The 20,643-nt window shown below is 60.5% G+C and carries 16 protein-coding genes and 1 riboswitch; of the genes, 6 read left to right on the top strand and 10 right to left on the bottom strand.

The genetic code is table 11. The features are described from left to right. Positions 1–5: 5 nt before the first annotated feature. From atzF to OSW16_RS13175, 7 genes are all read right to left on the bottom strand, one after another. Positions 6–1,769, bottom strand: coding sequence for an allophanate hydrolase (atzF, locus tag OSW16_RS13205; RefSeq protein ID WP_267823776.1), 1,764 nt, complete (start codon positions 1,767–1,769; stop codon positions 6–8). Continuing rightward, positions 1,766–5,374, bottom strand: coding sequence for an urea carboxylase (gene uca / locus OSW16_RS13200; RefSeq protein WP_267823774.1), 3,609 nt, complete (start codon positions 5,372–5,374; stop codon positions 1,766–1,768). The genes atzF and uca overlap by 4 nt, the downstream gene beginning before the upstream one ends. 202 nt (positions 5,375–5,576) lie before the next feature. Further along, positions 5,577–6,203 carry an urea amidolyase associated protein UAAP2 gene (locus OSW16_RS13195; protein ID WP_267823772.1) on the bottom strand — a complete coding sequence of 209 codons (627 nt, stop codon included), beginning with the start codon at positions 6,201–6,203 and terminating at the stop codon, positions 5,577–5,579. A gap of 9 nt (positions 6,204–6,212) precedes the next feature. Continuing rightward, the gene (locus tag OSW16_RS13190) at positions 6,213–6,926 is read right to left on the bottom strand and encodes an urea amidolyase associated protein UAAP1 (protein ID WP_267823770.1); all 714 of its coding nucleotides are present in this window, start codon (positions 6,924–6,926) and stop codon (positions 6,213–6,215) included. Beyond that, positions 6,923–7,717, bottom strand: a complete 795-nt coding sequence (locus tag OSW16_RS13185) for an ABC transporter ATP-binding protein (RefSeq protein ID WP_267823768.1) — start codon at positions 7,715–7,717, stop codon at positions 6,923–6,925. The genes OSW16_RS13190 and OSW16_RS13185 overlap by 4 nt, the downstream gene beginning before the upstream one ends. After that, positions 7,714–8,529 (bottom strand): ABC transporter permease, encoded by an 816-nt coding sequence (locus OSW16_RS13180; RefSeq protein ID WP_267823766.1) that lies wholly within the window; start codon positions 8,527–8,529, stop codon positions 7,714–7,716. The genes OSW16_RS13185 and OSW16_RS13180 overlap by 4 nt, the downstream gene beginning before the upstream one ends. 14 nt (positions 8,530–8,543) lie before the next feature. Next, on the bottom strand, positions 8,544–9,611 hold the full coding sequence (locus OSW16_RS13175; RefSeq protein WP_267823765.1) for a putative urea ABC transporter substrate-binding protein: 1,068 nt from the start codon (positions 9,609–9,611) through the stop codon (positions 8,544–8,546). A gap of 62 nt (positions 9,612–9,673) precedes the next feature. Continuing rightward, positions 9,674–9,774: riboswitch (guanidine-I (ykkC/yxkD leader) on the bottom strand. Positions 9,775–10,106: 332 nt separating this feature from the next. On the opposite strand from OSW16_RS13175, the gene OSW16_RS13170 reads away from it, so the two are divergent. The 6 genes from OSW16_RS13170 to OSW16_RS13145 all read left to right on the top strand — a co-directional run bounded on the left by OSW16_RS13170 (position 10,107) and on the right by OSW16_RS13145 (position 18,351). Next, positions 10,107–10,508 (top strand): ACT domain-containing protein, encoded by a 402-nt coding sequence (locus OSW16_RS13170; protein ID WP_267823763.1) that lies wholly within the window; start codon positions 10,107–10,109, stop codon positions 10,506–10,508. A gap of 338 nt (positions 10,509–10,846) precedes the next feature. After that, entirely contained in the window at positions 10,847–11,461 is a 615-nt protein-coding gene (locus tag OSW16_RS13165) for a TetR/AcrR family transcriptional regulator (protein WP_267823761.1), read from the top strand. A 77-nt stretch (positions 11,462–11,538) separates the two neighbouring features. Then, positions 11,539–12,642, top strand: a complete 1,104-nt coding sequence (locus OSW16_RS13160; RefSeq protein ID WP_267823759.1) for an efflux RND transporter periplasmic adaptor subunit — start codon at positions 11,539–11,541, stop codon at positions 12,640–12,642. Next, positions 12,639–15,740: an efflux RND transporter permease subunit gene (locus tag OSW16_RS13155; protein WP_267823757.1), complete on the top strand. Its 3,102-nt coding sequence runs from the start codon at positions 12,639–12,641 to the stop codon at positions 15,738–15,740. Before OSW16_RS13160 ends, OSW16_RS13155 begins: the two co-directional genes overlap by 4 nt. Before the next feature lie 71 nt (positions 15,741–15,811). Further along, on the top strand, positions 15,812–17,104 hold the full coding sequence (gene fabF, locus OSW16_RS13150; RefSeq protein WP_267823755.1) for a beta-ketoacyl-ACP synthase II: 1,293 nt from the start codon (positions 15,812–15,814) through the stop codon (positions 17,102–17,104). Next, the gene (locus OSW16_RS13145; RefSeq protein ID WP_267823753.1) at positions 17,101–18,351 is read left to right on the top strand and encodes a multidrug effflux MFS transporter; all 1,251 of its coding nucleotides are present in this window, start codon (positions 17,101–17,103) and stop codon (positions 18,349–18,351) included. Before fabF ends, OSW16_RS13145 begins: the two co-directional genes overlap by 4 nt. A gap of 37 nt (positions 18,352–18,388) precedes the next feature. Here the strand turns inward: OSW16_RS13145 and dksA are convergent, their stop codons facing one another. The 3 genes from dksA to hisI are packed head-to-tail and all read right to left on the bottom strand — an operon-like array spanning position 18,389 to position 20,586. Beyond that, complete coding sequence (gene dksA, locus OSW16_RS13140) at positions 18,389–18,793, bottom strand: RNA polymerase-binding protein DksA (protein WP_267823751.1); 405 nt, start codon at positions 18,791–18,793, stop codon at positions 18,389–18,391. Between the two features lie 36 nt (positions 18,794–18,829). Further along, positions 18,830–20,176 carry a dihydroorotase gene (locus tag OSW16_RS13135; protein WP_267823749.1) on the bottom strand — a complete coding sequence of 449 codons (1,347 nt, stop codon included), beginning with the start codon at positions 20,174–20,176 and terminating at the stop codon, positions 18,830–18,832. Continuing rightward, positions 20,173–20,586 (bottom strand): phosphoribosyl-AMP cyclohydrolase, encoded by a 414-nt coding sequence (gene hisI / locus OSW16_RS13130; RefSeq protein ID WP_267823747.1) that lies wholly within the window; start codon positions 20,584–20,586, stop codon positions 20,173–20,175. The genes OSW16_RS13135 and hisI overlap by 4 nt, the downstream gene beginning before the upstream one ends. Positions 20,587–20,643 lie beyond the last annotated feature (57 nt).

The raw sequence follows: 20,643 nt of genomic DNA, 5'->3' as shown, positions 1-20,643 counted from the left end.
GCCCCTCAGCTCATCGAAGCCAACCAGGCTCTCCAGCCGCCCCATTCCGTGATGTCCGTGGCCCCCTCAAGCCCCGCGCCTTCGCAGATGAAACCTGTCTCCCAGCGACCATCGCTCAGTTCCACCTTGCCCAGCCCCAGCGGCGCCGGGATACCGGTCAGGAATGAGCCCAACTCCATGCTCGGCATCTCCCAGACCTCAACGGCGATGGCGGCGCCGCCCTCTTGCACCCGCACCATCCCGGGTCGTTTCACAGCTCCGCCGGCAAGCGCGTAGAGCTTGTAGTGGGAAGAGCTGCTTGTGGACTCCAGCAAGCGTGCGCCACGCTGGCGGAGCTGCCAATTGAGCGCGAGCCCATCCAGGTGGGCACCACAGACCACCAGGCGGGTCATGTCATTACGAGCATCGCTCGCTGGCGCTTCGAGCCCTTGGTAGGCGTTCGCGAGGCTTAGCAGGTAGTGGTCGGTGTATGCCCTGCCCATTAGCGTGATGCCCCAAGGCAGGCCGTTCTGCATGACACCGCTGGGCACAGCAACGGCTGCATAGTCGAGCAGGTTCATGAAGTTGGTGTAATAGCCCAGTTCAGAATTGCGCTTCACCGGTTCATCAGCGAGCTCGGCCAGGGTCACGGGCCGACCGATTGTGGGCGTTAGCACACAATGCAGGTCTTTCAGGGTTTGATCGCATTGGGCCTTGAGCCTCTGCAACCGATACTGAGCGCGGAAGGTATCGACGCCGCTTACCTTCGGGCCTGCCTCAAGCACCGCATGAATGACTGGCAACACGGCTTCCGGTTGGGCCTGTGCGAGCGCCCCCACAACACTGTAACGCTCGGCAACCCAAGGGCCTTCATACAGCAAGCGTGCAGCCTCAAGGAATGGTGAGAAGTCGATGGTGACCGGCTCTCCCCCCAGCGCCTTCAGGCGCTCGACGGCTGCTTCAAACAACCCTGGCCCCTCGCTGCATCCAAAAAACTCCAGGTCGCACGCTCGCGGGATGCCAAACCGGAAGGATGTGATGCGCCCAAACGCACTGCCATCATTCCAGGCAGGGTTGGCTCGGCTGTATTCGTCCGCAGGATCCTGCACGGCAAGCAAGGCCAACAATTGGCTGGCTTCCCGTGATGTCGCCGTGAATGTAGTGACGCAATCCAGGGTGCGGCATGCGGGTATGACGCCTGCGGTGGAAATCAGCCCTTTGGTTGCCTTCAAGCCCACAAGGCCATTGAGGGCTGCAGGTACGCGACCTGAGCCTGCAGTATCGGTACCCAGGGCGAAACTGGTGATACCCAGTGCCACGGCCAAAGGTGATCCAGCGCTCGAGCCTCCTGAGGGGTAATCACTATTCACACTGTTCACGCATGCACCGTAAGGTGATCTCGTGCCATTGAGCCCTGTCGCGAATTGATCAAGGTTGGTCTTCCCCAATGGCACGGCACCGAGGTCGATCAGGCGCTGGACGACGCTGGCCGAGCGCTCAGGGGTGTAAGCATAGGCAGGGCAAGCCGCCGTAGTCGGCACGCCCGCCAAGTCGATATTGTCCTTGATGGCGAAAGGCACCCCATACAAGGGCAAACGCTCAATAGGCGTCGACTCCAGCACCGCAAGGTACGGCTCAAGCTCCTCGGGGCTCAGCAGATGGATGAACGCGTTGAACTGGGGGTTGATGCTCTGGGCCTTGTCATGCAAGGCCAGCATCAGCTGCCGAGGGCTCACGTCACCACGCACATAGCGCTCACGCAATGCATCGATACGCAGATCATTCTTCATGCGGCGGCCCCTTTGGCGATAGGCTCAATCACAACTACCCGCTGCCCGGCACGAATGGCTGCCCCTGGCTCCACGCGGATCTCCCTGACCACACCTGCACAGGGCGCGCACACCGGTATTTCCATCTTCATGGATTCAAGCACCACCAAGGTCGTGCCAGCCTCGACTTCATCACCAGTAGCGATCTGGACTTGCCACAGGTTGCCAGCAATCGGGCTCTCCACGCCCAGCAGATGGTTGGCTAGGGGGCTCTCCTCGCTCTGCGCGGCGATAGCCTCGCTACTCTCGAAGTGCGCTTGCCCCGTATCAATCCAACGCTGCCGCTCGGCGGCGAACGCGGCCTGTTGCTGATTGCGGAAGGCTGCAATGCTGTCCGCCTCACCCGCCAGAAACACCTGGTAATCGGCCAGTCGAAGTTGGCTCTGCTCGATACGCAGGTCGTATCGGCCGAGCGGGAAGTCCCTGCGAATACGTTGCAGCTCTTGGGCTGTCACAGGATAGAAGCGAATTTGATCAAAGAAGCGCAGCAGCCACGGTTTGCCGCCGAACGCCTCTACTTCTCTGTAGCGGTTCCACATCTGCAGGGTTCGCCCGACAAACTGGTACCCCCCAGGCCCCTCCATGCCGTAAACGCACATGTAAGCGCCGCCGATGCCGACAGAGTTTTCTGCAGTCCACGTACGTGCAGGGTTGTATTTGGTGGTCACCAGGCGGTGGCGAGGATCGAGCGGTGTGGCCACGGGAGCGCCGAGGTAAACGTCGCCGAGGCCCAGGACCAGGTAACTGGCTTCGAACACCGTGCGCTGCACCTCATCCAGGTCTGGAAGAGCGTTGATGCGACGGATGAACTCGAGGTTGCTTGGGCACCAGGGGGCATCCTTGCGCACGGTGGTCATGTACTTTTCGATGGCCAGCTGGCACGCAGGGTCGTCCCAAGACAACGGTAAGTGGACGATACGCGACGGTACCGCAAGATCTTTAGCGGCGCACACCGCATCCCACTCGCCGGCGATGGCTTGCAACAGGTGGTCCAAGGGAAGCCGCTCGGGCTGGTAGTGGACCTGAAGCGAGCGGATCCCGGGCGTCAGATCGATGACCCCGGGTAGCGCCTGGGCTTCCAGCGCCTGCATCAGCGCGTGGCCACGGAAGCGCAGTACCAGATCGAGCTCTGGTTCGCCAATTTCCAGCAACAGATGGGTATCACCCGCTAACCGGGCTACCAGGCGCATCTCGCCCTCCCCCAAGTCCATCACGACTGGAGGCAAAAGCTCGGACATTTTCACCGGGCAGGCGGTACGAGCCGGCACCTCCCCCAGCAACGGCGAAATCGCCAGTGCCCGGGCGTGCGCGATGTCCGTAGGTACGAAGCGGACCTTATCACCGGCTTTGAGCTGCCCCAGCTTCCACAGGTCGGCTTCGATCACCGTGACCGGGCAGACGAACCCCCCCAGGCTTGGCCCGTCCGGGCCCAGTATCACCGGCATGTCGCCAGTGAAGTCCACCGCCCCGATCGCATAAGGATTGTCATGGATGTTAGAAGGATGCAGCCCAGCCTCCCCTCCATCAGCGCGCACCCACTCGGGCTTTGGCCCGATCAGCCGAACACCGGTGCGGCTGGAATTGAAGTGCACTTCCCACTCAGTGGCGAAGAACGTCTCGATATAGGCCGGCGTGAAGTACTCGGGCGCCCCATGGGGGCCGTAAATCACACGGATCTCTCGGCGCGCCCCTAGCGGCGCTTGCTCTGGCAGTTGCTTTCCTGCACTTGAATCGGTCAAGCGGTTGATGTGCAGAACATCCCCCGCGCGCAAGGCTCGCCCCGCGTGGCCGCCAAATTGCCCAAGGGTGAACGTGCTCCTGCTGCCCAGATACTCAGGCACCTGGATGCCTCCACGTATACACAGGTAGGCCCTGGCGCCAGCACCGCCGATCGTGCCGATGCTCAGTACCGAGTCTGCCTTGATCAGCAGCGCGGTGTTCATCGCAGCGGCGTTGCCATCGATCAGTACCGGAATCTCTGCCCCCGTGACTGCTACCACGGCGTCGGTGTTGAAACGAATGCTCGGCCCGGTCATGGTGATTTCGAGCCCAGCCTCACCTTCAGGGTTGCCGATCAGCTGATTGCCAAGGCGCAATGCTCGACTGTCCATGGGCCCTGACGGGGGCACGCCGACGGCCCAGTATCCTTGGCGACCAGGGTAGTCCTGCACGCTGGTCTGCGTGCCACCGCTGAGGACCTCGAGGGTTGACGCTTCATACACCAACCCCTCAAGGCAGCGCGTCCACGGCTTGCCTGTCGCGAATGGGGCATCCAGCAGGATCTGCTTGAGGTATTCGCGGTTGGTTTCAACGCCGTAGATGACGCTGTTGTCGAGCGCAGCGTGCAACCGCGAACAGGCTTGGTCGCGATCATCTGCCCAAGTGATGACCTTGGCGATCATGGGGTCGAAGTACGGAGGAATCTCACACCCCGCCTCTACCCATGTGTCGATACGTAAGGTATGGCCGTCGGCGTCCGGGAATTCAACGGCGGTGAGCAGGCCAGGGCTTGGCTGGAACTCCTTGCCGGGGTCTTCTGCATAGAGCCGGGCCTGAACGGCATGGCCACGAGGCGCCAGGGTGCGCGCCAGGGCCTTGAGCGGTGGCAGGGTCCCAGCCGCGAGCTCGACCATCCAGCGCACAAGATCGATACCCCAGACCTGCTCGGTTACGCCATGCTCGACCTGCAGGCGGGTGTTGACCTCCAGGAAGTAGAACGCTTGCGCATCGCTGTCGAACACGAACTCTACGGTACCTGCACTGCGATAGTTCACTGCCTTGGCCAGGCGAATGGCAGCCTCACAAAGTGACGCTGCGATCCCGTCCGGAAGATTCGGAGCGGGGGTTTCTTCCAGTACCTTCTGGTTTCGACGCTGGACTGAGCAATCACGCACGCCCAGTGCAAGGACGTCCCCACGGCCATCGCCGAACACCTGGACTTCAAGATGGCGCGCACGCTGGATGTACTTCTCGATGAAGACGCCTGCATCGCTGAAGTTGTTCTGACCCAGCCGTTTTACCGTCTCGAATGCGTCTTCCAGCTCCGCGGCTGACCAACATACCCGCATGCCGATGCCGCCGCCGCCGGCTGTGCTTTTGAGCATGACCGGGTAGCCCACCTCCTGCGCAGCTGCCAGGGCCTCCTCCACGCTGTCGAGCAGTTCGGTACCCTCAAGCATCGGGACGCCATGCTCGCGCGCCAGGGCGCGCGCAGTATGTTTGAGGCCAAACAGCTTCAGCTGATCGGGCGTGGGGCCGACGAAGGCAATGCCTGCCGCCTCACACGCCTGCGCGAAAGCCGCATTCTCGGAGAGGAAGCCGTAACCTGGGTGAATGGCGCCTGCGCCGGTTTCCCTGGCAGCAGCGAGGATCTTGTCAACGCACAGATAGGTGTTGGCAGCAGCGCCCTCCCCCAAGCTCACAGCCTGGGCTGCGTCACGAACGTGAAGGCTGGCCACGTCAGCTTCTGAATAGACAGCGACGCCCTGCACATCCATCTGGCGGAGCGTACGCAGGATCCTGCAGGCGATAGCGCCACGGTTGGCGATCAACAATGATTCGAACATAAGAAGCCCCTTACGACGGTACATGTCCGTGCGGTTGGGTTGTGGGTCGTCCCACAGTGCTTACGAGGTCTTGGGGTCGTCCCCAGCCTGGATCAGGAATGCTTGTCAGGGCAGTCTGGTGGGTCGCTGCGGTACTGGATGCGCCCAGCACGGTAGTGGCAGTACACGTAGAACATGTACCTCAAGCGCTTCGCCCACGTATTCATGCCCATATGGTCAGCTCTGCTGGTGTCGGGTTGTAGCCGTTGCAGGGGTTGTTCAACTGCGGGCAGTTGGAGATGAGCACGATTACATCCATCTCTGCGCGCAGCAGCACGTATTTGCCGGGCGCAGAAATGCCGTCCTCGAAGGTCAGGCCGCCATCAGGAGTGACTGGCACATTCATGAAGAAATTGATGTTCGGGCTGATATCGCGCTTGCTCAATCGGCCGTCATGGCTGCAGGCCCGAAGGTAATTGTCACGGCAGCTGTGCATGTGACGCTTGTCCAGGGCATAACGGACGGTATTGCTCTCCTGCGCACAAGCGCCGCCGAGTGTGTCGTGGCGCCCACAGTTGTCTTCGATGAGGGTGAGTAAAGGCCGGCCCAGGTTCGAGTACAGAACGCTGCCTTGGCCCAGGTAAACATTGTTCTGCCGCCGCAAGGTGCGCTGGACGTCATAGCGCTCACGAGGATTGGCGGCACTGTAGAACAGGGTGTCGATCGCCTGGTTACCTTCAAGATCCCGGATGCGTAGAGTCTGGCCAGCCTTCACTTCAGTCAGCCAGGGTTCCCCGGCTGGAATGGTGGCTTGGTACAACGCGTTTTCAAGGTGCAATGATGCAGTCATGAGGCTTCCTCAGGCATGTATCCGTTGGGTGTTGATGAAACCGCGCTCGTTCTCCGGGCGCGACGTCCGACAGTGTTCGGCGACCTCTTGCGCGGCCTTCATGAAGGTGAGCTCGACAGGCTTTGGCGCATAGGCCTTCGAAGGATCCATCGGATGCTGAAGGGCGGTAATCACGAACAAGGTGTCCATCGGTGCATAAAGCTCGATGCAGTCGCCTGCTTTGGAATTACCCTCGACGAACTGCAGCCTGCCATCGGTGTCGACGTCGACTCGGCTGAACATGTTGAGCACCATCGTCAGATCGCTCAGCCCCAGCCCCCACTTGCCCATTTCCACGAGCAGGTTGTCCGCACCGTTGCGGTAGAAACCATTGCGCAATTCCTGGTAACGGCCATTACCGTATTTCTCTAAGACTTCCTCAGCGCAAAGCACGCCTGCGATGCTGTCACTCCAACCACAGGTGTCGCGCGTGATTGCAGCGAGCACCCGGCCCATATCCGAGTACAGGCAATGGCCTGCCGTGAGCTTTGCGGTGTGCTGGCACTTCAAGCTGTCGGGCAGGTTCAAGCGCTCGGTCTTCTCGTGGGCGTTGAACAGCATGACGCTGACGTTCGCCCCGCCCTTCACGTCGGTCAGGCGCAACAACTCACCGCGCTTGAGCACGAATGAGAGGTGACCTCCTCCCGGTAGCAACTCATTGGAAAACACAGTGGGTTCGATCATGGGTAGCATTCCTTGGTTGGTTGAATCGCACACGACAGCGATGCACCAGAAGCCAGCTGCGCATGTGTACGTTTACTGTTGAGTGGCAAGTCGTAGGTCACCCGCGCGCCATATGAAAGTGGCGCATGCGGGTCGACGCGGACCTTGTCGAACACCATCAGCCGAGTGCCCAGGCTGAAGCCTTCGCTGAGGTCGTGGGTAACCATGAAGACCGTCAGGCCTGTCTCCCTCCACAGCTCCAGCAGCAGCGCATGCATGTCTTTGCGAATGCCCGGGTCGAGCGCCCCGAACGGCTCATCAAGCAGCAGAACGCGAGGCTTCATGATCAACGCCTGCGCGATGGCCAGGCGTTGCTGCATCCCCCCTGAGAGCTGCGATGGGTACTTGCCGAGTGCGGGTTGCAGACCTACTTTGCTCAAAAGCGCCGCCGCCTGATCCCGCGCAGCGCGTTTTCTCGCGCCAAATAGCCGCCCCAGCACAGGTGCAGTCGGCAACTCCAGCCCCAGTGCGACGTTGTCCAGCACTGTCAGGTGTGGAAACACGGAGTAACGCTGGAACACGACGCCACGCGCAGGATCGGGCTCGGCGCCAAGCGGTTGGCCACCCAGGAGGATCTGGCCTTTACTTGGGGTTTCCTGGCCCAGCAGCAGGCGCAAGAACGTGGATTTTCCGCAGCCGGAAGTCCCGACCATGGTGCAGAACTCGCCTTCCTCGACAGTGAGGTTCAAGCCTTCCAGCACCACGTGCTCCCCGTACTGCTGCCATACATTTTTGACTTCTATAAAGCTCATGCGCGCGCGCCCTCATACCAGGGGAAGGCTCGGCGGGTGAGCGTTTTCAGCGCCCAATCCATCAACCAGGCCAGCAGCGTGATCCACACGACGTATGGAAGAATCACGTCCATCGCCAGATAACGGCGCACCAGGAAAATCCGATAGCCCAGGCCGTTTTCAGCTGCGATGGCTTCGGCAGCGATCAGGAACAACCATGCGGAGCCAAGCACCAGCCGCAGCGAAATCAGCAGGCGCGGCAGTAACTGCGGCAGCACGACCCGCAGTATCAGCGTCCAGGTACTGGCCCCCAGTGTCTGGGCCTTGATCAGCAGCTCCATCGGGATCTCCCGGGCCCGTTGTTCCAGGTCGCGGGCCAGGATGGGGGTGATGCCGATGACGATGAGCATCACCTTGGACAGCTCGCCCAGCCCGAAGACGATGAACAGGATCGGCAGGATGGCCAGTGGCGGAATCATCGACAGCACGACGAGCATTGGTGACAGCGATGCGCCAACCAGTGGCAAGGTACCCGCGGCGATACCCAGGCACAGGCCGACGCCTGCGGCAATGGCCAGGCCAGTACCCAGCCGTTGCAGGCTGGCGCCTGTGTCCTGCCATAGCAGGTAGGCACCACTGCGCTTGTCCTCGGTGAACGCCATCCGTTTCATGGCGTCGGCCATTTGCACCGCGCTGGGCAGGAGCTTGTCGTTCGGGTTATCCGCCAGGCGCTGCGCCGAACTCACGAAGTACGTGCACAGCACCAGAAGTAGCGGGAGTATCACCAGCAACAGCCGTGAACTCCGGTCGGGATGTCGGTTGATCAAGCGCATTGAGCACTCTCCCTTCACAGGGCGCCGTCGGCGGCCATTTGCACGTAGGTCGGGTCAAAGCGCAGCTTCAAGTTGGCTTGGTTGCCCAGGGTGACGCCATTGGCGAAACTCATGCCCACCACGTTGCTGTCAGGTGCTCCATCACCCAACAAACCGTGCTCGAACGAGAAGTTCGCGACCTTGCCCATGGTCTGTGGCAGCTCCGGACTCTTGGCGAATGCCAATGCATCCTGGGCAGTGAAGAACAGGTGGGTGGTTGCCAGTTGCGCCCTGAAACCGGCAAGGTCGGTGCCTGATGCCTTGGCCATGTGCTCCTCGGCCGCTTCGGCGCCGGCGTCCCTGGCGCTCATCATGCTCATGACCTCAAACCACGCCCCTGTGAGTACCTTGCCCAGTGCGGGGTTGTCTTTGAGGGTTTCGGTGTTGACCACCATCATGTCGAGGATCTCGCCAGGTATCTGGCTGGAATTGAACACTTCGGTCACACCGGGCGTGGCCCTGATGTCGGAGAGCATCGGATTCCAGGTGGTGACGGCCTGGACGCTCTCGGTGTTGAAGGCGGCGGAGATGTCTGCATCAGACGTGTTGATCACCTTCAGATCCTTCTCTCGAAGGTTGGCCGTATCGAGTGCTCGGGCCAGCAGGTAATGCGATACCGAGAGCTCGACCAGATTCACATCCATGCCCTTGAGGTCGGAAACGGTCTTGCCTGCCCCCTTGATGACAACACCGTCGTTGCCATTGGAGTAGTCGCTGACAATCAATGCCGTGCTGTCGACACCGCCGGCAGCTGGAATGGTGAGCGCGTCCATGTTGGTCATGGTGCAGCCGTCGAACTGGCCAGCGGTGTACTGGTTGATCGATTCGACGTAGTCGTTGAGCTGAGTCAGGGCGACATGGATACCGTATTTCTTGGCCCATTTGTCGACGATGCCTTGCGTCTGTGCAAACTCCCAAGGCATCCAGCCGGCATAGATCGTCCAGCAGACGTTGAAGTCTTTCTTGGCCGCAGCGTGTGATGAAGTGGCAGCCAACAGGGCAATGCCTGCTGCCATGAAAGCGGAGAGTAAGGGCTTTCGCATGGTGGGACTCCAGTTGACGGTGAGCGGACAGGAGCAGCGCATCACCCTCTACAAGGTGGTCTGTCTCCCGGGCTTTTATCCCGCCGTGTAACCTCAACTGGAGGTCGTCAGCTCTCGGTCCAGACACTCGTTTTCGCGAGCCGGAACCCTAGCCAACCATTGTTCAAATTGTGGTGCACTCAGCCAGCGCTGCTCCTGCACGGAATTACACGATGCGAGAGGCGTGCCAACCTGCGTGGAACAATGCCATTGCCACTCCAAGGCTCAGCAGTTACGGCCGGTTGAGCTATACCCACGGGCGCTGGCACAGCGATATCTCATTGCCGTGCGCCCTGTGCGGCGCCTCTTTTGAGGGCGGCGATGCGCTGAAAGTGGGCAAGAAACAACCTCGTCATAGCGCATCTGCATTAGTTTTTCTAATCCGTCATGCTCGCTATTCATTGCAGTGATCACTATTTCAGGCAGACTTTTGCCTACATTTTTTGGAGGTGACACATGGCCGGTGAAAAATCTATCGCTGCCCTGCTACGCGGTATGAGCCCAATCCTCAACGAGGGTGAATACGTTTTCTGCACCGTCCCTGATTTCGCAGGGCTGAGCCCGGACGACGTGGTGGGCAGCTTCAAAGAGAAGGAAGGCTTGACCCTGATCATCGAACGAAGCCGTGCCGAAGCGCTCGGGCTGAAGTTTGATTTCGTCGCTGCATGGATCACCCTGACCATCCATTCAGCCCTCGATGCAATCGGGCTGACTGCGGCGTTCTCGACTGCCCTGGGCCAGGCAGGGATCAGCTGCAATGTGATCGCGGCCTATTTCCACGATCATGTCTTCGTAGGGAAAGATGATGCGCAAAAAGCAATGAAGGTGCTGAACACCCTGGCCAACGCTTCTGAATGAAACGGGTCGAGGTGCTTTAGCGCTCAGGTTTTGCTGCATGGCCGCGGTCACGAGCCTGCTCCACAACGGATCTGCCAACCCTTCCCACCAGCCATCGAGGTGACCGACCGATGTCGCCCTTGCGGCCGACGGCTGAGTATCCGTGATGTAATGATCGGCCAGCGGAACCTCAGGCTGTTTATAATCCGGGCCAACCATGCAACCTGCAGTGAGACTTCAGCTCGACAGCAGAGCAATCGCCCGGTAGGGAAGCATGATGATTCTCACAGACCAATAGGGGTTGTGACCATGCTATATTTTGGTCACTACCTGTCAATCAGTTCCAGGATGCTTCAGAAATGAGTAAACCTTCTCCACCCTCGCCGGCGCGAGGGCCAGCCGATCATGACGTGAGGGATCAGATCATCCAGGCGGCCATGGAGCACTTCGCCCACTATGGGTACGACAAGACCACGGTCTCTGACTTAGCCAAGTCGATCGGCTTTTCAAAGGCTTATATCTACAAGTTCTTCGAGTCCAAACAAGCGATCGGAGAAGTGATCTGCTCCAGCCGCCTAGCGCTCATCATGCAGCACATTGCGACGGCTACCAGCGACGCCGCAACTGCATCAGAAAAGCTAAGACGCCTATTCCGCGCGCTTGCAGAGGCGGGAGCTGACCTTTTCTTCCACGAGCGGAAGCTCTACGACATCGCGGCGGTCGCATCGCGCGATCAATGGTCGTCGGTCAAGTCTCATGAGGCCAATATCAGCAAGGTCATTATGGAGATCCTGATCCAGGGCCGCGACGCTGGGGAATTTGAACGCAAGACACCATTGGACGAATTGACGCTGGCCATTTTTCTGATCATGAGGCCTTACGTAAATGCCGCGCTCCTTCAGCACAACCTAGACACGCTTCAGGATGCGGTCATCCAACTGCCGGCTTTGATACTCAGAAGTCTCGCGCCTTAGCATGATGTGACCATTGACAATATTGGTCACTGGTTGAAAAATGGGATTCCTCAATCGCCTTTTCAGAAAGGGATCCCATGCGCCTGCGTCCTGCCGCCTTAGTCGGTTGCTTACTCCCACTGGCCCTCGCCGGTTGCGGGGACTCTTCACCTGGAAAAGACCCGAGAGATAAACCGCCGGTCGTGAAGGCGGCCTCAGTACAGGGCGCGTCAGAACTTGCACGTTCGTTTTCCGGAGTTGTAGTCGCTCGCACACAGAGTGACCTCGGCTTCCGAGTATCCGGCAAAATCTTGCAGCGCCTGGTCGATACCGGCCAACCAGTCAAACGCGGTCAGCCCTTGATGCGTCTGGATCCAGTGGATCTGAACCTACAGGCACGCGCGCAGCAAGAAGCAGTAACCGCTGCTCGCGCACGGGCCAAGCAGACCGGCGACGACGAAGCTCGCTATCGAAGGTTGGTGGCCGAGGGCGCGGTCTCGGCATCTTCTTACGACCAGATCAAAGCTGCGGCTGATGCTGCCAAGGCGCAACTCAGCGCGGCGCAAGCACAGGCTGACGTTGCCAGGAACGCCACCGGCTATGCGGTCTTGCTAGCCGACGCCGATGGTGTGGTGGTGGAGACACTGGCCGAACCGGGCCAGGTCGTCAGCGCTGGCCAAGCAGTGGTAAAGCTGGCCAGGGCCGGCCAACGAGAAGCTGTCGTCTACTTGCCAGAAACGCTTCGCCCGATGCCTGGCTCCACTGCTCTGGCCACGCTATTTGGCAAGCCTTCACAGGCCGTACCCGCCCAACTGCGCTTACTTTCCGATGCAGCAGACCCTATCACCCGTACGTTCGAGGCCAGGTACGTACTCTCTGGCCCTTTGGCGAGCGCGCCACTGGGTGCAACCATTACGCTTGATATTCCCAGTTCTGATACGCATTCCGACGCTAAGCAGATACCCATCGGTGCACTCTTCGACCCGGGGACCGGCGCCGGGGTCTGGGTAATCGCAGGCCAACCGGCCAAGGTGTCATGGCACGCAGTGCAGGTGCTCAGTGTCAGTGACGAAAAAGCTGTCGTGAAGAGTGATCTGAACGCTGGCGATCGGATCGTGGCACTGGGTGCGCATCTGCTGCGCGATGGCGTCGAGGTCATGGAACAGGCTCAAACAGCGCAGGTCACGGAGCACCAGCAATGAGCCAGCCTGGTTTCAACTTATCCGCGCTCGCGGTACGCGAGCGGTCGATCACCCTCTTCCTGATCGTGCTGATCGCCTTCGCCGGAACGTTGGCGTTCTTCATACTGGGCCGTGCAGAAGATCCACCCTTTACCGTCAAGCAGATGACGATCATCACTGCCTGGCCCGGCGCCACTGCACAAGAGATGCAGGATCTGGTGGCCGAACCGTTGGAAAAACGCATGCAAGAGCTGCGGTGGTATGACCGTACCGAAACCTACACCCGGCCTGGGTTAGCCTTCACGATGGTGTCGCTGCAAGACAAGACCCCGCCTTCGGCGGTTCAGGAGGAGTTCTACCAAGCCCGCAAGAAAGCGGGTGACCAGGCCAAGCTCATGCCAGCGGGCGTGGTCGGCCCAATGCTCAATGATGAATTTTCGGACGTGACATTTGCGGTCTACGCGCTCAAAGCCAAAGGCGAACCGCAGCGTCAGCTGGTACGCGACGCCGAAACGCTGCGCCAGCAGCTGCTGCACGTGCCGGGCGTCAAGAAGGTCAACATCATCGGGGAGCAGGCTGAACGGATATTCGTGTCCTTTTCCCATGACCGGCTGGCCACGCTCGGAATCACGCCGCAGGACATTTTCTCAGCCCTGGCCAACCAGAACGCCTTGTCGCCGGCGGGCTCGGTTGAAACGCAGGGGCCACAAGTGGTGATCAGGGTTGACGGCGCCTTCGATCAACTGGCAAAGATTCGCGAAACCCCGGTGGTCGCACAGGGCCGCCCGCTGAAGCTGTCGGACGTGGCCGACGTAGAACGCGGCTACGAAGATCCCGCGACGTTCCTGGTGCGTAACGATGGCGAGCCAGCCCTGCTGCTTGGCATTGTCATGCGCGAAGGGTGGAACGGCCTCGACCTTGGTAAAGCCCTGGACGCCGAAACAGCCAGAATCAACGAACGCATGCCCTTGGGCATGACGCTCAGCAAGGTCACCGATCAGGCGGTGAACATCACGTCCTCCGTCGACGAGTTCATGATCAAGTTCTTCGTTGCCCTGCTGGTCGTGATGCTTGTCTGCTTCCTCAGCATGGGCTGGCGTGTCGGCGTGGTCGTCGCGGCCGCAGTGCCATTGACACTGGCGATCGTATTAGTGGTGATGGCCGCAACAGGCAAGAATTTCGATCGGATTACCCTGGGCTCGCTCATCCTGGCCTTGGGGCTGCTGGTCGACGACGCGATCATCGCCATCGAAATGATGGTCGTGAAGATGGAAGAAGGTTACGACCGCATCAAGGCGTCGGCCTATGCCTGGAGCCACACGGCTGCCCCCATGCTTTCCGGCACATTGGTTACCGCCATTGGATTCATGCCTAACGGCTTCGCCCAGTCCACTGCCGGCGAATACACCAGCAACATGTTCTGGACTGTCGGCATCGCCCTGATCGCATCCTGGGTCGTCGCGGTAGCGTTCACCCCCTATCTGGGTGTGAAGTTGTTGCCTCAGATAAAAGCGATCGAAGGGGGGCATGCCGCCATCTACAACACCCGGCATTACAACCGGTTCCGTACCTTATTGGGCTGGGTGATCGCACATAAATGGCTCGTGGCGGGCGCCGTCGTTTCGTCATTTGTGGCCGCTGTGCTTGGCATGGCCCTGGTAAAGAAGCAGTTCTTCCCGACCTCTGACCGCCCCGAAGTGCTTGTCGAGCTGCAGATGCCCTATGGCACCGCCATCGAACAAACCAATGCCACCGCGATCAAGGTGGAGTCCTGGCTTCGTCAGCAAGAGGAGGCAAAGATTGTCACCACCTACATCGGCCAAGGCCCGCCCCGCTTCTTCCTGGCAATGGCCCCTGAGTTGCCCGACCCGTCCTTTGCCAAGATTGTCGTCCTGACCGAGAGCCAGGAGGCTCGTGAGGCCCTCAAGCATCGTCTGCGCGAGGCCGCCTCCGAAGGGCTGGCGCCTGAAGCACAAGTGCGGGTAACCCAACTGGTGTTCGGCCCTTACTCGCCTTATCCGGTGGCCTATCGCGTGATGGGCCCCGACCTTGCGCAACTGCGCCAGATCGCTGGCCGAGTCCAGAGCGTGCTGCAGGCAAGCCCCATGATGAAGACCGTCAATACCGACTGGGGCCCGCTTGTACCCACGCTTCACTTCTCGCTGAATCAAGATCGCCTGCAGGCGGTTGGCCTGACGTCCGCCTCGGTGTCGCAGCAGCTTCAGTTCTTGCTCACCGGTGTGCCGATCACGTCGGTCAGGGAAGACATTCGCTCTGTGCAGGTGGTCGGGCGGGCCGCGGGCCGGATCAGGCTCGACCCTGCCCAGATCGAGAATTTCACCCTGGTAGGCTCGAACGGTCAGCGGGTTCCGGTTTCGCAGATCGGTGATGTGAGTATTCGCCTGGAGGATCCCATCCTTCGTCGCCGCGACCGAACCCCCACCATGACCGTGCGTGGCGACATTGCCGAAGGGCTGCAGCCGCCCGATGTATCCACGGCACTCTGGAAAGACCTCCAGCCCATCGTCACGCAACTGCCGGCGGGCTACAAGATCGAAATGGCAGGTTCCATCGAGGAGTCAGGCAAGGCAAGCCAGGCTATCGTCCCTCTTCTGCCGATCATGATCGCCCGGACTTTGTTGATCATCATATTGCAGGTGCGCTCTATCTCGGCGATGGCCATGGTGTTTCTGACTTCACCGCTGGGGCTGATCGGCGTAGTCCCGGTGTTGCTGCTGTTCGGACAACCGTTCGGCATCAACGCGTTGGTTGGCTTGATTGCGCTGTCCGGGATCTTGATGCGCAACACCCTGATCCTGATCGGGCAGATCGACCACAACCAGCTTGAAGGGCTCGCGCCTTTCGACGCGGTGGTCGAGGCCACGGTGCAACGCGCCCGCCCAGTGTTGCTCACGGCATTGGCAGCCATCCTGGCCTTCATCCCTCTTACCCATTCAGTGTTCTGGGGCACCTTGGCCTACACCCTGATCGGAGGCACGTTCGTGGGTACGATCATGACCTTGGTGTTCCTGCCGGCGATGTACGCCATCTGGTTCAAGATCCGCCGCATTAACCGCACTCACCGCATTGCCAAGCCAGAAGCTGCTCGCAGCGCCTGAGTACGCATTGCCTTCAAACCGCGCGCCAACGATGGAGTTCGAGGTGCGCACAGGCTCCAAGAGAGGTCGAAATGAATCACAACGTTAGTCAAAAGCGCATCGTGGTGACCGGCACCGGCGTTGTCAGCCCATTGGGCTGCGGCGTAAGGGAGGTGTGGCGCCGCTTGCTGGCGGGGCAGTCCGGGATTCGCGCCCTTGCAGCCGATACCGTCGAAGGCACTGGCGTGTCGGTGGGTGGGCGCGTGCCCACGCTGGACGAGGATCCAGCGGCAGGTTACCAGCCCGATCGTATCATCCCCGCTAAAGCGCGCAAGAAGATGGATCGCTTCATCGAGTTCGCTCTGGTTGCTGCGGATGAAGCCTTGCAGCAAGCTGGCTGGCACCCCGAGGGCGCGAAAGAACGGTCACGTACCGCCACGATCATCGCATCGGGCGTAGGTGGCTTCGGCGCCATTGCCGACGCGGTACGTACCACTGATACGCGCGGCCCTCGCAAGCTCTCGCCCTTCACGGCGCCATCATTCCTGGCCAATATGGCAGCGGGTCATGTCTCCATACGCTACGGGTTCGAAGGCCCACTTGGGGCACCCGTCACAGCCTGCGCTGCGGGGGTGCAGGCCATCGGCGACGCCGCTCGGCTAATCAGAAGCGGCGAAGCGGATATCGCAGTCTGCGGCGGCGCCGAGGCGGCAATCGATCGTGTGACGCTTGGCTGCTTTGCGGCTGCACGAGCGCTCAGCACGGGCTTTTCGGATAGCCCTGAGCAAGCCTCCCGTCCTTTCGATCGCCAACGTGACGGGTTTGTCATGGCTGAAGGGGCTGGCTTGCTGGTGATCGAGTCGCTGGAACATGCCCTGGCCCGTGGCGCCAAGCCACTGGCCGAACTGGTCGGCTACGGAACGAGCGCTGATGCCTACCATCTGACCGCTGGCCCAGAAGACGGAAGCGGGGCCAGGCGTGCCATGCAACTTGCGCTGCAACAGGCGTCGGTAGCGCCTGGGGATGTGGACCACATCAATGCACATGCGACTTCGACCCAGGTTGGCGACAAGGGTGAACTTGCAGCGATTCGTGCAGTATTCGGTAGCGGCAGCGGCGTGGCGATTACATCGACCAAATCGGCCACCGGCCACCTGCTGGGCGCGGCGGGCGGTGTCGAAGCCCTATTCACGGTGCTGGCGCTGCAAGACCAGATCGTCCCACCCACGCTCAACCTGACGCAGGTCGATGACGCTGCGCTCGGCCTTGACCTGGTTGCCCGCATAGCCCGTGAAATGCCCATCGAATATGCCTTGTCCAATGGTTTCGGCTTCGGTGGTGTGAACGCCAGCGTGCTGTTCCGCCGCTGGGAGGCCGACGTATGAATAGCCAACTCGAGCCACACGCCAACGAAGCTGATGGCGACGCTCTGAAAGCCAACGCCCTGACGGTCAAGGTCATCCTGTTACTGGCAGCACTCGCTGCCATCAGCAACTTGTCTACCAATATCATCCTGCCCGCTTTTCCGGACATAGCGCGACAACTTCACGTCTCGTCCCAGGAACTCGGGCTGACGCTCTCGAGCTTCTTCATTACGTTCGCCTTCGCCCAGTTAGTGGTAGGGCCGCTTGCCGATCGCTATGGCCGAAAGCGGCTGGTAGTCGGTGGGCTGATGATTTTCGTGGCGGGTACGTTTTGGGCGGCTAACGCGGCGACACTCGACATGCTGATCCTTGGTCGGGTAATCCAGGCCATTGGCGTGTGTGCCGCCGCAGTGCTGGCCAGAGCCATCGCGCGAGATCTTTTTGAGGGCGAGAACCTGGCACGCGCGTTATCGCTGACCATGATCGCTGCCGCCACGGCCCCAGGCTTCTCACCATTGATCGGCAGTGTGCTGAACACCACGTTGGGTTGGCGCGCACTTTTCATAGCCGTCGGCATGTCGGCAATCCTCATCGCCCTGCTCTACCTCAGGGGGATAGGTGAAACCCTTCCGCGCCATCGGCGGGTCAGCCAATCAGTACCTGCGACCCTGATCGCATACGGCAAACTGGCGTCCAAGGGCATCTTCATTTTGCCCGCACTCGCGACCAGTCTGCTGATGAGCGGTTTATTCGCGTCGTTCGCCGCTGCGCCCTCAATCCTGATGGAAGGCATGGGCCTCAACTCGCTGCAAGTGGGCCTGTATTTCGCGGCAACTGTTTTCGTGGTCTTTGCCGCTGGCGTGGCGGCTCCTCGCCTGGCTCATCGTTGGGGTAGCCGCGCCATCACCTTGGCAGGTCTCGCCACTGCGTTTACAGCGGGTGCCTTGCTGCTGGTAGGCCCAAGCAATCCAGGCCTGGGCTGGTACTCATTGTCGATGGTGCTATTCCTATGGGGTATGGGGATTGCCAACCCGCTGGGAACGGCCTTGACCATGACACCGTTCGCGAAAGAAGCAGGGCTGGCCTCAGCCCTTTTGGGATTCCTCACCATGGCGATCGGCGCAGTGTCGACCTGGGTGGTCTCCACACCGAAGTTCCCCACGATTGCCGTACTGGGAGCCACTCAAACCTCTGTGTGCCTCCTAGCACTGATGCTTTTCGCTTGGTATGTCAAACGCCATGCCGCTCGCATGCCCAACCGCAGCTAGCAGCACGCCTGGGGGGATCGAAGCATTAGTGGTTCACTCAATCGTCGCGCATGTGCCGTTCATTGCGCTCCTGGCGTTCCTTGGCCTCCACGCACAGGGTGGCGGTTGGCCTGAGCAGCAAACGCTGCAGGCCGATCGGTTCGCCGGTTTCCTTGCACCAGCCATACTCGCCACGGGCGATGCGCTCCAGCGCTTCGTCGATCTTGTCCAGTAGTTTTTTCTCCCGCTCCAGCAGCCTCAATTGCCATTGACGATGCTCCTCCGCCGTGCCGATATCGGAAGGATCGCTGGTGGGTTCGAAGTCGCGGATCACTTCGAACTCTTCAGCGATGCGTTGCTGAAGCTCCTTGCGCTGGGCATGCAGCAGCTCACGGAAGAAACGTTGCTGCGCAGCGTCCATGTAAGCGTCTTCAGGTTGGGATAGCAGCTCTTGTTCGGTCATTGCAGGTGTTCTCAAGTCAATGAAAAGAAATGGGGCTCAGCCGCGTCGTGCGTTGAAGGCCAGAGGCAAGCCTTGGCAGCCCTCGACTAGCCGGCCTTCATGCCAGGCCAGTTGCCCGGAGACCAAAGTCGTGGCTACTCGGTGATGAAAACGATGGTGCTCGAACGGCGTCCACTGGCAGTGCGCCAGGACTGGATCGAGGCTGACAGCGCGGGGTTCGGGCAAACGCTCGATCAGCGTCATGTCGGCCCAGTAGCCCTCACGCAGGTAACCGCGTTCTGCGATGGCGAACAGGTCCGCGACGGCGTGGCTGGTCTTGCGCACCAGTTGGGCAATGGTCAGCACGCCCTCCTCCACCAGCTCGAGCAGCGCCACAAGTGCATGCTGTACCAACGGCAAACCTGAAGGCGCCGAGGCATACGGGCGTTGTTTCTCTGCCAAGGTGTGGGGGGCGTGATCGGTACCGATTACATCGATGCGGTCGCACAGCAGCGCCTGACGCAGGGCGTCCCGGTCTTCCCTGCTTTTGATGGCTGGGTTGCATTTGATCAGGTTGCCTAACCTGGCATAGTCGCGGTCATCGAAAAGCAGGTGATGTGCGCACACTTCAGCGGTGATCTGCTTGCCCTGCAAAGGGCCTGGCTGGAACAACTTCAGCTCCTGGGCGGTGGTCAGGTGCAGCACGTGCAGCCGTGTGCCGAACTGCTTGGCAAGCTGCACGGCCAGGCTCGAAGAGCGCAGGCAGGCATCGGCATCACGAATGATCGGGTGCATGGCCGGCGGGATGAAATCGCCGTAGCGCTCACGCATGCGCGCTTCGTTGGCGAGGATCGACGGGGTGTGCTCACAGTGTGCCAGGAGGATGGTCGGCACGCTGGCGAACAGCCGTTCCAGCACCCTTGGGTCATCCACCAGCATTTCACCGGTGGAGGCGCCCATGAACACCTTCACCCCCGCGACCTCACGTGGGTCGAGGGCTGCCACGGTATCGAGGTTGTCCTTGCTCACGCCGAAATGAAAACCGTAATTGGCAACCGAGGTGGCGGCGGCGCGGGCTTTCTTGTCCTGCAGGGCGGCAAGATCCAGCGTGGCAGGGTTGGTGTTGGGCATGTCCATGAAACTGGTGATACCGCCCGCCACGGCGGCGCGCGACTCGCTGGCCATGCTGCCCTTGTGCGCAGCGCCAGGCTCACGAAAATGCACCTGGTCGTCGATCATGCCGGGGAGCAGCCATTGGCCACGGGCGTCGATTTCGATCGGCGCATTGACGCCCGTGATGCTGCGGGCGATTTTTTCGATACGGCCATGGGCGACCAGGACATCGGCCTCCTGTATGGCCCCTTCATTGACCAGGCGGGCGTTGCGAATGATGATCCGGCTCATGCGCCCACCTGCGCCGGGTTGCCCGTCACCACTACCTGATCACCCTTGATCGCGTTGTAGAAACAGCTACGACGCCCCGTGTGACAGGCGGCCCCTGTCTGGTCTACCAACACCAACAGCGCGTCGCCATCGCAGTCCAGCCGCACGTCATGGACATGCTGAACATGCCCCGAGGTTTCGCCTTTGCGCCACAAGCGTCCGCGGCTACGCGACCAATAGCAGGCCCGCCGGGTTTCGAGGGTTTCCAGCAACGCCTCTTCATTCATCCAGGCCAACATCAGCACCTCGCCGCTGTCATGCTGCTGAGTGATGGCGGGAATCAGCCCCTGGGGGCTCCAGGGAATGTGGCGAAGCACATCGGTCAAGGCAAAGCGACTATCCGCTACTGCCTGCTCAAGGGTAAGGAACATGATTTGCGACCTACTGTAAATGTTATGTTATAACACTGATAATGTAGCAGATAACGC

The organism is Pseudomonas putida (assembly GCF_026625125.1).
Classification (GTDB): domain Bacteria; phylum Pseudomonadota; class Gammaproteobacteria; order Pseudomonadales; family Pseudomonadaceae; genus Aquipseudomonas; species Aquipseudomonas putida_X.
This window is presented reverse-complemented; position numbering and strand designations above follow the sequence as displayed.

What these genes read in the sequence shown, in the direction of transcription:
- atzF (WP_267823776.1), bottom strand. Translation starts at nt 1,769, where the DNA reads ATGAAGAATGATCTGCGTATCGATGCATTGCGTGAGCGCTATGTGCGT.
- uca (WP_267823774.1), bottom strand. Translation starts at nt 5,374, where the DNA reads ATGTTCGAATCATTGTTGATCGCCAACCGTGGCGCTATCGCCTGCAGG.
- OSW16_RS13195 (WP_267823772.1), bottom strand. Translation starts at nt 6,203, where the DNA reads ATGACTGCATCATTGCACCTTGAAAACGCGTTGTACCAAGCCACCATT.
- OSW16_RS13190 (WP_267823770.1), bottom strand. Translation starts at nt 6,926, where the DNA reads ATGATCGAACCCACTGTGTTTTCCAATGAGTTGCTACCGGGAGGAGGT.
- OSW16_RS13185 (WP_267823768.1), bottom strand. Translation starts at nt 7,717, where the DNA reads ATGAGCTTTATAGAAGTCAAAAATGTATGGCAGCAGTACGGGGAGCAC.
- OSW16_RS13180 (WP_267823766.1), bottom strand. Translation starts at nt 8,529, where the DNA reads ATGCGCTTGATCAACCGACATCCCGACCGGAGTTCACGGCTGTTGCTG.
- OSW16_RS13175 (WP_267823765.1), bottom strand. Translation starts at nt 9,611, where the DNA reads ATGCGAAAGCCCTTACTCTCCGCTTTCATGGCAGCAGGCATTGCCCTG.
- OSW16_RS13170 (WP_267823763.1), top strand. Translation starts at nt 10,107, where the DNA reads ATGGCCGGTGAAAAATCTATCGCTGCCCTGCTACGCGGTATGAGCCCA.
- OSW16_RS13165 (WP_267823761.1), top strand. Translation starts at nt 10,847, where the DNA reads ATGAGTAAACCTTCTCCACCCTCGCCGGCGCGAGGGCCAGCCGATCAT.
- OSW16_RS13160 (WP_267823759.1), top strand. Translation starts at nt 11,539, where the DNA reads ATGCGCCTGCGTCCTGCCGCCTTAGTCGGTTGCTTACTCCCACTGGCC.
- OSW16_RS13155 (WP_267823757.1), top strand. Translation starts at nt 12,639, where the DNA reads ATGAGCCAGCCTGGTTTCAACTTATCCGCGCTCGCGGTACGCGAGCGG.
- fabF (WP_267823755.1), top strand. Translation starts at nt 15,812, where the DNA reads ATGAATCACAACGTTAGTCAAAAGCGCATCGTGGTGACCGGCACCGGC.
- OSW16_RS13145 (WP_267823753.1), top strand. Translation starts at nt 17,101, where the DNA reads ATGAATAGCCAACTCGAGCCACACGCCAACGAAGCTGATGGCGACGCT.
- dksA (WP_267823751.1), bottom strand. Translation starts at nt 18,793, where the DNA reads ATGACCGAACAAGAGCTGCTATCCCAACCTGAAGACGCTTACATGGAC.
- OSW16_RS13135 (WP_267823749.1), bottom strand. Translation starts at nt 20,176, where the DNA reads ATGAGCCGGATCATCATTCGCAACGCCCGCCTGGTCAATGAAGGGGCC.
- hisI (WP_267823747.1), bottom strand. Translation starts at nt 20,586, where the DNA reads ATGTTCCTTACCCTTGAGCAGGCAGTAGCGGATAGTCGCTTTGCCTTG.